At 42.8% G+C, this 10,557-nt stretch carries 10 protein-coding genes; all 10 read right to left on the bottom strand.

Features of this window, described 5'->3' with window-relative positions; all coding sequences use genetic code 11:
- Positions 1-2: 2 nt before the first annotated feature.
- On the bottom strand, positions 3-1,031 hold the full coding sequence (locus tag PP181_RS08620) for a rod shape-determining protein (RefSeq protein ID WP_272636764.1): 1,029 nt from the start codon (positions 1,029-1,031) through the stop codon (positions 3-5).
- A gap of 56 nt (positions 1,032-1,087) precedes the next feature.
- Complete coding sequence (gene purH, locus PP181_RS08615; RefSeq protein ID WP_272636763.1) at positions 1,088-2,620, bottom strand: bifunctional phosphoribosylaminoimidazolecarboxamide formyltransferase/IMP cyclohydrolase; 1,533 nt, start codon at positions 2,618-2,620, stop codon at positions 1,088-1,090.
- Positions 2,621-2,711: 91 nt separating this feature from the next.
- A complete protein-coding gene (locus tag PP181_RS08610) occupies positions 2,712-3,161 on the bottom strand; it encodes a GAF domain-containing protein (RefSeq protein WP_272636762.1) in 450 nt (149 codons plus the stop codon).
- A gap of 491 nt (positions 3,162-3,652) precedes the next feature.
- Entirely contained in the window at positions 3,653-5,284 is a 1,632-nt protein-coding gene (gene groL, locus PP181_RS08605; RefSeq protein ID WP_272636761.1) for a chaperonin GroEL, read from the bottom strand.
- Between the two features lie 117 nt (positions 5,285-5,401).
- The gene (locus PP181_RS08600; RefSeq protein WP_138257106.1) at positions 5,402-5,680 is read right to left on the bottom strand and encodes a co-chaperone GroES; all 279 of its coding nucleotides are present in this window, start codon (positions 5,678-5,680) and stop codon (positions 5,402-5,404) included.
- Positions 5,681-5,824: 144 nt separating this feature from the next.
- Positions 5,825-6,184, bottom strand: coding sequence for a preprotein translocase subunit SecG (gene secG / locus PP181_RS08595; RefSeq protein WP_138257107.1), 360 nt, complete (start codon positions 6,182-6,184; stop codon positions 5,825-5,827).
- A gap of 5 nt (positions 6,185-6,189) precedes the next feature.
- On the bottom strand, positions 6,190-7,092 hold the full coding sequence (locus PP181_RS08590) for a hypothetical protein (protein ID WP_272636760.1): 903 nt from the start codon (positions 7,090-7,092) through the stop codon (positions 6,190-6,192).
- 2 nt (positions 7,093-7,094) lie between these two features.
- A complete protein-coding gene (locus tag PP181_RS08585; RefSeq protein WP_138257109.1) occupies positions 7,095-7,616 on the bottom strand; it encodes an LptE family protein in 522 nt (173 codons plus the stop codon).
- A 71-nt stretch (positions 7,617-7,687) separates the two neighbouring features.
- Complete coding sequence (locus PP181_RS08580; RefSeq protein ID WP_138257110.1) at positions 7,688-8,959, bottom strand: sigma-54 interaction domain-containing protein; 1,272 nt, start codon at positions 8,957-8,959, stop codon at positions 7,688-7,690.
- Positions 8,960-9,072: 113 nt separating this feature from the next.
- Positions 9,073-10,518 carry a tRNA (N6-isopentenyl adenosine(37)-C2)-methylthiotransferase MiaB gene (gene miaB, locus PP181_RS08575; RefSeq protein WP_154918134.1) on the bottom strand — a complete coding sequence of 482 codons (1,446 nt, stop codon included), beginning with the start codon at positions 10,516-10,518 and terminating at the stop codon, positions 9,073-9,075.
- Between the last annotated feature and the right edge of the window lie 39 nt (positions 10,519-10,557).

The raw sequence follows: 10,557 nt of genomic DNA, 5'->3' as shown, positions 1-10,557 counted from the left end.
AATTACTTTATCAATATGCTCTTATATCTTTCCAGGTTTTTAAGGGCGATACCAGTTCCGCGAACTACTGCCCGTAGTGGATCTTCTGCGATGTACACGGGCAAATCGGTCTTTTGTGAAAGTCTTCTATCCAATCCTCGCAACATAGACCCGCCACCGGCCAAGTAAATTCCCGTATTGTAGATGTCGGCCGCCAATTCCGGTGGTGTTTGGGATAAGGTTTCCATGACCGCATCCTCCACCCTTAAAATGGACTTGTCCAAGGCCTTGGCAATTTCCCGATAGGATATTTGTACCTGTTTTGGTTTCCCGGTCAAAAGGTCCCTTCCCTGTACGGATTTTTCCTCAGGGGGAGATTGAAGGTCTTCCGTTGCCGAACCGATTTCAATTTTTATGGCCTCCGCCGTACTTTCGCCCACATATAGGTTATGTTGGGTTCGCATATAATAGATAATGTCATTGGTGAAAACGTCACCTGCAATCTTTACGGATTTATCACAAACGATACCACCCAAAGCAATGACTGCAATCTCTGTGGTACCCCCACCTATATCCACGATCATATTGCCCTTTGGCTGCATAATGTCCAAGCCGATACCTATGGCCGCAGCCATAGGTTCATGTATTAAATAAACCTCTTTTCCGTTCACCCTTTCCGCAGACTCCTTTACGGCCCGCATCTCAACCTCCGTAATGCCCGATGGTATACAGATAACCATTCTTAGGGCAGGTGGGAACCATTTTTTCTTAAGTGCCGGAATGTTCTTTATGAACATATTGATCATCTTTTCAGATGCATCAAAATCCGCAATTACACCATCCTTTAATGGCCTAATGGTCTTTATGTTTTCATGGGTCTTTCCTTGCATCATGTTGGCCTCTTTACCAACGGCAATTATTTTTCCACTGATTCTGTCCCTTCCAACGATAGAAGGACTGTCTACCACGACCTTGTCCATGTGGATGATTAAGGTGTTAGCCGTACCTAAATCGATGGCTATTTCCTCGGTCAAGAAGTCAAAAAATCCCATATAATACTGTTTGGTTATGGATTAGGGGGTGCAATACATCGACAAAAGTAGTAAAATTAATGCTTAAAATGACGTGTGCCGGTCATCACCATTGAAATTCCATTTTGGTTGCAATAATCGATACTTAGTTGGTCTTTGATTGAACCACCTGGCTGTATTACGCTGGTAATACCGGCCTTGTCCGCTATCTCCACACAATCTGGAAACGGGAAGAAAGCGTCACTGGCCATAACGGCTCCCTTTAAGTCGAAATTAAAGGAGTTTGCCTTGTGAATGGCCTGGTTCAGGGCATCCACCCTAGAGGTCTGGCCCGTTCCGCTAGCACATAGCTGTTTGTTCTTGGCCAAAACAATCGTGTTCGACTTTGTGTGTTTGCAGATTTTGGAGGCGAACAAAAGGTCTTCAAGTTCCCTTTCGCTCGGTTTTGAGTGGGTAGCGTTTGTCAAATCAGATGCTGTATCGGTTTTATGGTCCTTTTCCTGAAGTAGAATTCCGTTCAAGCAAGTGCGCACTTGCATTTCTGGCATAGCTACCTCGTTCTGTACCAAAATGATTCGGTTCTTCTTTCCCTTAAGTATTTCCAAAGCATCCGCATCATAGCCTGGCGCAATAACCACTTCGCAAAAAAGTTCATGGATTTCCTTGGCAGTATCCTTGTCTATTTTTTGGTTGCTGATCAATACACCGCCAAAAGCGGAAACCGGATCTCCGGCCAATGCATCGATATAGGCTTGGTGCAAGGTCTCCCTTTGTGCCAATCCACAGGCATTGTTGTGCTTTAGAATAGCGAATGTTGGGGCCTCGTTCATGAACTCGAGCATCAAGTTTACCGCCGCATCCACATCTAGCAGGTTATTGTAGGAGAGTTCCTTGCCATGCAGCTGGGAGAACATAGCATTAAAATCTCCAAAGAAGAATCCTTTTTGATGTGGGTTTTCCCCGTACCGCAATACCTTTCCTTGCGTCTCGCTTACTTTTAGGGCTGCAATATCATGGTTCTTGTTGAAATAGTTGAAAATAGCGGAATCATAATGGGAAGAAACATTGAACGACTTCGCTGCGAATTTCTTGCGATCTTCCAACGTGGTCGCCCCTTCGTTTTTGGATATAATTTCCAAAAACTCGGCATAATCCTCCATGGAAGAAACACATATTACGTCCTTATAGTTCTTGGCAGCCGCTCTTATCAATGAGATACCTCCAATGTCAATTTTTTCAATGATATCTTGTTCCGATGCGCCACTGGCCACCGTTTTTTCAAAGGGATACAGGTCCACGATTACGATATCCAATTGGGGAATTTCATATTCCTTCAGCTGTGCCACGTCGCTTGCATTGTCCTGCCTATTAAGAATCCCACCAAAAACCTTGGGGTGCAGGGTTTTTACCCTTCCGCCTAATATGGATGGATAGCTCGTCACGTCCTCAACAGGTATGACATCGATTCCCAAATCCTTTATGAACTTCTCGGTTCCTCCCGTGGAATATATGGTAATACCAAGTTCTTGAAATTTTTTCACGATGGGTTCCAGACCATCCTTGTGGAATACTGAAATTAAGGCCGAGGAGGCTTTTTTTGAGGGACTCATTATAGGATACTTATGGGTTTGATTAAGGCAACAAAAGTACCCTTTTTAGAAGTAAAAAGAGGCCGAGTTTATCAACAAAAAAAGGAAAGTTTTAAAGAATTTTAGCGACCTCGCAGTTCACGAATTCCAAAAACCGTTCATCATCTTCGGTGAAGGGATCCAAGGTATTGGAATCTATATCGATTTGCCCAATATTTTTACCGTTGACGAACAAGGGTACAACGATTTCTGATTTGACGGTGATGCTGCAGGCGATGTAATTGTCCTGGGCCTTTACATCGGGTACCACAAAGTTTTGGTTGCTTACTGCCACCTGTCCACAAATGCCCTTTCCAAAAGGAATGACAGTATGGTCCGTAGGTGCACCTGCATAGGGCCCCAACTTTAATTCCTCTTTATCACCGTTCTTAAAATAAAAACCCACCCAATCATAATGTGTTACTTCTTTTTTTAGTAGTTCGCACACTTCCTGAAGTTTTGCATCCACATCATTCTTGGATTTTAAAATTGATAGGACCTTGGGTTGTAAAGAAGTAAACATATTCGACTTTTTTTGGCAAAATTGGGGTTAAACAATTAGAAATACAATTGATTTGGCTTAATTTTTTGAAACATTAAAATGTTATATAAATACCAGTAAATCAACATCTTAAAAGTGTTTTTCCGGTGAGATAAATCAATTTTAGTTAATATTTTCTTAACAAAAATATCATGGATCACAATCTGAAATACATTCGTGTAAATTTCTATAAATTAGATTTCAATGGCACAAGCAAAATCAGCTGGTAAGCCAGCTGCAAAGCCTTCACCAGCTAAGGCTGGCAAAAAGGCTGCTCCAAAAGCTGCTCCTAGAAAGAAGTAGTCGTGTTCGGACCTATGGGATAGGCCCTTACCTTTGGAAAAAGAAACCACCTTCTGTAAAGAAAGAAGGTGGTTTTTTTATGGCTTAGAAACAAAGAAGCCGTTCAAAACTTAGCTTTTTGAACGGCTTTTTTTGGTTATCTAAGTCCCCTTTTGGGATTTAGGGGCTTATTACATCATGCCTGGCATACCGCCGCCGCCCATTGGAGGACCTGCTGGAGCATCTTCCTTAATGTCAGTTAAGGCACATTCCGTAGTCAAGATCATTCCTGAGACAGAAGCTGCATTTTCTAAAGCAACCCTCGTTACTTTTTTGGGATCTATGATACCTGCTTTCATCATTTCAACATATTGATCCGACTTGGCGTCGTATCCATAATCACCTTTTCCTTCCAAGATTTTGGCGACTACAACGGATCCTTCACCACCAGCGTTTTCAACGATGGTCCTTAGTGGCGCTTCAATGGCCCTGGCTACAATTTGAAGACCAGTAGCTTCGTCGTCGTTTTCAGTGCTAACTTTTGCCAGCACCGATTTCGCTCGTACCAAAGCAACACCACCACCGGATACGATACCTTCTTCAACGGCAGCCCTTGTAGCGTGCAAAGCATCGTCCACACGGTCTTTTTTCTCTTTCATCTCAACCTCAGAGGCTGCACCTACGTAAAGTACGGCAACGCCACCAGCCAATTTTGCCAAACGCTCCTGTAGCTTTTCTTTATCGTAATCAGAAGTGGTGGTCTCGATTTGAGATTTAATTTGGTTTACCCTTGCTTTGATATCTTTGGCAACACCACCACCGTTTACGATAGTCGTGTTGTCCTTATCGATCTGTACTTTTTCACAAGTACCCAGCATATCGATGGTTGCATTGTCCAAGGAGAAGCCTCTTTCTTCTGAAATAACGGTACCTTTTGTTAGGATGGCGATATCCTCCAACATTGCTTTTCTTCTGTCTCCAAAACCTGGTGCTTTCACTGCGGCAATTTTTAGAGATCCTCTTAATTTGTTCACTACCAAGGTAGCCAAAGCTTCACCGTCAACGTCCTCGGCAATGATTAAAAGAGGTTTACCAGACTGGGCAACTGGTTCCAATACAGGAAGCAAATCCTTCATGGAAGAGATTTTCTTATCGAACAATAGGATGTAAGGGTTATCCAATTCCGTAACCATTTTTTCTGAATCGGTTACAAAGTATGGGGACAGGTATCCTCTGTCAAACTGCATACCTTCTACAACATCCACATAGGTGTCCGTTCCTTTGGCTTCCTCAACAGTAATTACCCCTTCCTTACCAACTTTGCCAAAAGCCTGTGCTATCAAATCCCCGATAGCATCATCGTTATTGGCCGAAATAGATGCAACTTGCTTGATTTTTTCAGATGAATCTCCCACTTTTTTGGCCTGTTTTGCCAAGTTTTCAACAATAGCTTCCACGGCTTTGTCGATACCTCTTTTCAAATCCATTGGGTTTGCTCCGGCAGCAACGTTTTTAAGTCCTTCCTTAACAATTGCTTGGGCAAGAACGGTAGCGGTAGTAGTCCCATCACCGGCCAAATCGTTTGTTTTGGAAGCGACCTCTTTTACCATTTGGGCACCCATGTTCTCTAGGGCATTTTCCAATTCAATTTCTTTTGCTACGGTCACACCATCTTTTGTTACTTGTGGAGCTCCAAAGGATTTACTGATAATTACGTTCCTTCCTTTTGGTCCCAAAGTTACCTTTACAGCGTTCGCCAATGCATCCACGCCTCTTTTGAGTCCGTCTCTTGCATCGATATCAAATTTTATGTCTTTTGCCATGTTTTTAATTTTTTAGCTTTTTGATCAAAGGCCATTTGCCTTCAAACCTAATTAAAATATTCTATTAAACTTTCTTTGATTGGGCCAAAGGCCAATGGCCATTGGCGAGGGTGTCATTTATATGATCGCTAAAATGTCACTTTCGCGCATCATCAAGTAATCGGAACCTTCCAACTTTAATTCGGTACCGGCATACTTTCCATAAAGAACGGTATCACCAACCTTAACAGTAACTTTTTCGTCCTTGGTACCAGGTCCAACGGCAACTACCTTACCTCTCTGTGGTTTTTCTTTTGCCGTGTCCGGAATGTATATACCTGACGCAGTTTTTGTTTCAGCTGCCATTGGCTCTATAAGAACTCTATCAGCCAATGGTTTGATATTAATTTTAGCCATAATATTAAAATTTTAAATTGATTTTTTAAGTTTCACACAGTATAGGCAGAAATTATGCCATTACCTAAAAACTGACACATTGTAAAAACAAAAATGCCAGCTTGTCACAAAGCTGGCATTTTATATCTATTTTTTGAGTCTTGATTACAAGCTGTCGTTTGCTGCAGGCTCATTTGTGGCAGGTGGGGTAACTTCCTCCGGCAATGTCTCCGGAACGGTAGTCTCAAAATCATCGCCCTGTAACAATTTGGAATCAGCATCGCCAAAGTTTCCTTTTAGGGCAATGTTGGAAGCCAAAATCAATACCACCAGCAAGCCGGCCAACGTCCAGGTGCTCTTGTCCAAAAAGTCACCGGTCTTCTTTACGCCTCCCACAACTTGATTTCCACCACCACCAAAAGAAGACGATAACCCTCCACCTTTGGGATTCTGTACCATAATTACCAATACCAATAAAAAGCAAACTATGATAATCAGTATCAGGAATATTGAAAATGTACTCATTATAATTACTTGTTTTCTTGTTGAATTTTTTGCACCGATTTTATTCGGTCTGCAAAGAAACCACTTTTTTCCGGATATTTCAAACTTAAAATTTTGTAGGCCTGTATGGCTTTTTTGTATTTTTTTTGCTCCAGATAGACCCTTGCCAAAGTCTCCGTCATCAATTCATTTTTGTCGATTTTGATGGAGTCCTTGGGATTGAAGGTTGTCTTGATATTTTCCTTGGGAACTATTTTTGGATTCTCCGCAATGAACTTATCGATGCGTGCGAATTTATGTTTTTTAGGGTCGGTTTTTTTGGCGGGCTTTTCCTGTGTAGTTTCTTTTGTTTGTTCCTTTTCTTTGGACGTTCCTACTCTTTCTTCCCTGTCGATTTTTTTCTTGGAAGCTAATTGAAGCCATTCCGTAAAGGAATATTTTTCCTTTTTGTCAAAGTCAAGTGGCTTGCCCATGTCCAAGGACTTGGCCTCTTTTTTTAGTTCTTCTGAGGGTTCCTTGGTGGTGAAAATATCGGGGTCTAAAATGTGTTCCGCGTCATGGATATCCTGTGGTAAGGGTTTATCTTCTGATTCTTCGATCAGTTGTTTTTCATTTTTGGATATAACAGGCAGTTCATAAGACGCTTCATTTTCGGCAGCCTCCTTGGGGGTAGGCGCATCATAGTTTAGGAAGTCCTTAGAGGTTATAAAGTCAAAAAGTACGTCCCTATTCGCAGTATAAGCCGCCGTAATCTTTAAGTTCTTATTGTATTTGTAACTGTTGAGGTTTTTTAACCCCTTTAAATGCAGTGCCCTGGCCGCCTGAAAATACGGATATTCCGCAATGATATCTTCCAATTGCTTGGTCTGCAACGGGTCCACAACTTTGTTGGGATGCTCAAGGAAATATGTAAAATCCGTAATTGTCATGGTTACCAATCTGCCAAGGAAGCGTTAAAAATATCTTGGGTGATACGTTCAAAAATGACTTCGTGAGCTTCGTCCTTTACCGCAGCTAACTGTACGTTGGCGGGATAGTCATAAAAAAAGGAAAAACTCTGGTCAAAATCCGCATCGGGATTGTTCCTGTTGTAAAATCTTGCTTTCACCCTTATGGAAAGTCGGTTTTGGGCCGCGGTCTGTTGCGCCGTGGCCGCCATGGGCGAAATTCGATATTCCGTTATCTCACCTTCGTACAATAAATCGGCATTCCCATTGTTCACCAGATCCAAACTCGACTGATCCAATATCCTATTCTGTAAGGCCTGGGTGAAATCCCGGTCCATTCCCGGCTCAAATATGGAACCTGGACTTTGCGTGGCATAATTCTGAAAATAGTTTACCTGAAAGGTTTCCGCGTCTATGGGTCCTGCCCCCGTGAAATTATAAATACCACAGCTGCTCGCCAAAAAGAAGGGCAGTAGGAGCCAAATTAATTTTTTAAGTGTGTCCAAGGTTTTAATTTGTTTCAGGTTTCAGGTTTCAGGTTTCCGTTTCTTCGGTCGTTTTTCCTTGCTTTCTCAAATCAAAGATCGTATTGCTTTATTTTTCTGTACAAGGTGCGTTCCGATATTCCCAGTTCCGAGGCAGCGGCCTTTCTTTTGCCCCTATTTCTGTCCAGGGACTTTTTGATCAGTTCAATTTCCTTTTCCTGTAAAGATAAGGTTTCCTCTTCCTCAATTTCCTCCGCAAAATGATATTTGTCCTCCTGGGGCATAGGAGTGTAGGTCCTGTCTACCTTGGGCTCCGGAAGACTTAGCACTTCCAGGGAAGAGACTTCCTGTTCCTCTATTTCCTCCTCTTGTTTATCGCCATAGATCTTGCGTATGAGGTTTTCATTTTCCTTTTGCACTTTTTGGCTGTCATTGTTCTTCAAGAGTTCCATGGTCAACTTTTTAAGGTCGTTGAGATCGCCCTTCATGTCGAACAACACTTTGTACAAAATTTCACGTTCATTGCTGAAATCGCTTTCGGACTTTTTATTACTGACAACGGCCGGAAGGTTATTGCCCACATTATGTGGCAGGTAACCATGGAGCGTTGCAGCATCTATGGAGCGGTTTTCTTCCAATACGGAGACCTGTTCCGCTATGTTTCTAAGTTGACGGATGTTTCCCGGCCATCTATATTTTAACAACAAATCTACGGCACTGTCCTCCAAACGGATGGTGGGCATCTTGTATTTTTGTCCAAAATCCGAAGCAAATTTTCGGAACAACAGATGGATATCCTCCTGCCGTTCCCGCAAGGGAGGAATATTGATTTCCACCGTACTTAACCTGTAATATAGATCTTCCCTAAATTTTTCCTTTTTTATGGCCTCGAACATGTTCACATTGGTCGCGGCCACAATACGAACGTTGGTTTTCTGGACTTGGGAAGAACCTACCTTCAAAAATTCGCCATTTTCCAAAACCCGAAGCAGTCTTACTTGTGTCGTTAAGGGGAGTTCACCAACTTCATCTAGGAAAATGGTACCTCCGTCCGCCACTTCAAAATAACCGCTCCTTGTTTGGGTAGCTCCGGTAAAGGCGCCCTTTTCGTGTCCGAACAGTTCACTGTCGATCGTACCTTCAGGAATGGCCCCGCAGTTTACGGCGATGTACTTGGCGTGCTTTCTGTGCGAGAGGGAGTGAATGATTTTGGGAATGGATTCCTTGCCCACACCACTTTCTCCCGTTACCAAAACGGATATATCCGTAGGCGCTACCTGAATAGCCTTCTCAATTGCGCGGTTCAGTTTAGGGTCCTGACCAATGATTTCAAATCGTTGTTTTATGCTTTGTATGCTTTCCATAAACTCGATAATCGAGATTAAAATACTCCGATATTTCGGTCGGAATAAAACTTGAATTTTTTATAAATCTTCCCTTAGGTTGCCCAGAATACCTTTGCTATTCCGTTTTCAACTCAATTATTGTGTGAGTATCCAACGGCTTTGCCCAATAATGTAGCCGATGTGCAATCCTGCATTTCTACCATTACATAATCCCCAACCTTATAATGTTCCTTGGGAAAAACGGCCACGGTGTTTTGCGAGGTTCTTCCCATCCAATGCGCATCGGATTTCTTGGAAGTGCCTTCGACCAACACCTCTTTTGTCTTCCCTAGATTGGCCTTTATCCGTTCCAAGGAATGCTGTCTTTGCAATTCGATGATTTCCGTTAGCCTACGTTTTTTTGTCTCTTCGGGTACATCGTCCCTTAGCTTACGTTCTGCCAAGGTTCCCGGTCTTTCAGAATAGGCGAACATGAATCCGTAGTCATATTTCACATATTCCATCAGAGTTAGGGTATTTTGGTGGTCTTCCTCGTTTTCCGTGGGGAATCCCGCGATCATGTCCTGTGAAATCCCACAATCGGGAATTATGTTCCTAATGTTATCAATAAGTTCAAAATACTCTTCCCGGGTATGCAGGCGGTTCATCGCCTTTAAAATCCGATTGCTTCCGCTTTGCACCGGAAGATGGATGTAATTACAAATATTTTCGTATTTCGCCATGGTATGGATGACGTCCAAGGTCATATCCTGCGGATTGGAAGTGGAAAACCTGATTCTCATTTTTGGCTGTGCCAACGCCACTTTTTCCAATAACTGGGAAAAGTTCACCGCCATAGCCTGCTCCATTTCTGTGGCTTTTTTAAAGTCTTTTTTCAAGCCTCCACCGTACCAGAGATAACTGTCCACATTTTGTCCCAATAGGGTCACTTCCTTGAACCCCTTGTCCCATAGATCGTTGATTTCTTCAATAATGGATTGTGGATCTCTACTTCGTTCCCTTCCACGTGTAAAGGGAACCACACAAAAGGTACACATATTGTCGCACCCCCTGGTAATGGAAACAAAGGCGGTAACTCCGTTGGAGTTCAAGCGCACAGGCGCGACATCCCCATAGGTCTCGTCCTTGGAGAGTATTACATTTACGGCATTCCTACCTTCATCAATTTCTTGAATGAGGTTTGGCAAGTCCTTGTATGCATCCGGACCAACCACCATATCCACAATTTTTTCCTCTTCCAAAAACTGATGCTTCAATCGTTCCGCCATGCATCCCAAGACACCCACCTTTAAATGCGGCCGGTCCTTTTTGATGGCGTTGAACTTTTCAAGTCTTTTGCGAACGGTCAGTTCAGCTTTTTCGCGTATGGAACAAGTGTTCACCAACACCAAATCCGCATCCTCCAAATTTTGTGTGGTGTTGAACCCTTCCTGGGCCAGAATGGAGGCTACGATTTCACTGTCTGAAAAATTCATCTGACAGCCATAACTCTCTATGTATAAATTCCTTTTGTTTTTGATGTTAGCTTGGGTCCTTAGCGCGGAACCTTGCACGCTTTCGTCAATTATTTTCTCCATAATGCCTCCAAATACCATTAAATATTGGGTGGGCAAAGA

This window comes from Maribacter sp. PR66, assembly GCF_028464205.1.
Classification (GTDB): Bacteria; Bacteroidota; Bacteroidia; order Flavobacteriales; family Flavobacteriaceae; genus Maribacter; species Maribacter flavus.
This window is presented reverse-complemented; position numbering and strand designations above follow the sequence as displayed.

Bases quoted from the DNA above. Each gene is read 5' to 3' on its own strand.
- PP181_RS08600 (WP_138257106.1), bottom strand. From the start codon at position 5,680: ATGGCTAAAATTAATATCAAACCATTGGCTGATAGAGTTCTTATAGAG.
- PP181_RS08610 (WP_272636762.1), bottom strand. From the start codon at position 3,161: ATGTTTACTTCTTTACAACCCAAGGTCCTATCAATTTTAAAATCCAAG.
- miaB (WP_154918134.1), bottom strand. From the start codon at position 10,518: ATGGAGAAAATAATTGACGAAAGCGTGCAAGGTTCCGCGCTAAGGACC.
- groL (WP_272636761.1), bottom strand. From the start codon at position 5,284: ATGGCAAAAGACATAAAATTTGATATCGATGCAAGAGACGGACTCAAA.
- purH (WP_272636763.1), bottom strand. From the start codon at position 2,620: ATGAGTCCCTCAAAAAAAGCCTCCTCGGCCTTAATTTCAGTATTCCAC.
- PP181_RS08590 (WP_272636760.1), bottom strand. From the start codon at position 7,092: ATGACAATTACGGATTTTACATATTTCCTTGAGCATCCCAACAAAGTT.
- PP181_RS08620 (WP_272636764.1), bottom strand. From the start codon at position 1,031: ATGGGATTTTTTGACTTCTTGACCGAGGAAATAGCCATCGATTTAGGT.
- PP181_RS08580 (WP_138257110.1), bottom strand. From the start codon at position 8,959: ATGGAAAGCATACAAAGCATAAAACAACGATTTGAAATCATTGGTCAG.
- secG (WP_138257107.1), bottom strand. From the start codon at position 6,184: ATGAGTACATTTTCAATATTCCTGATACTGATTATCATAGTTTGCTTT.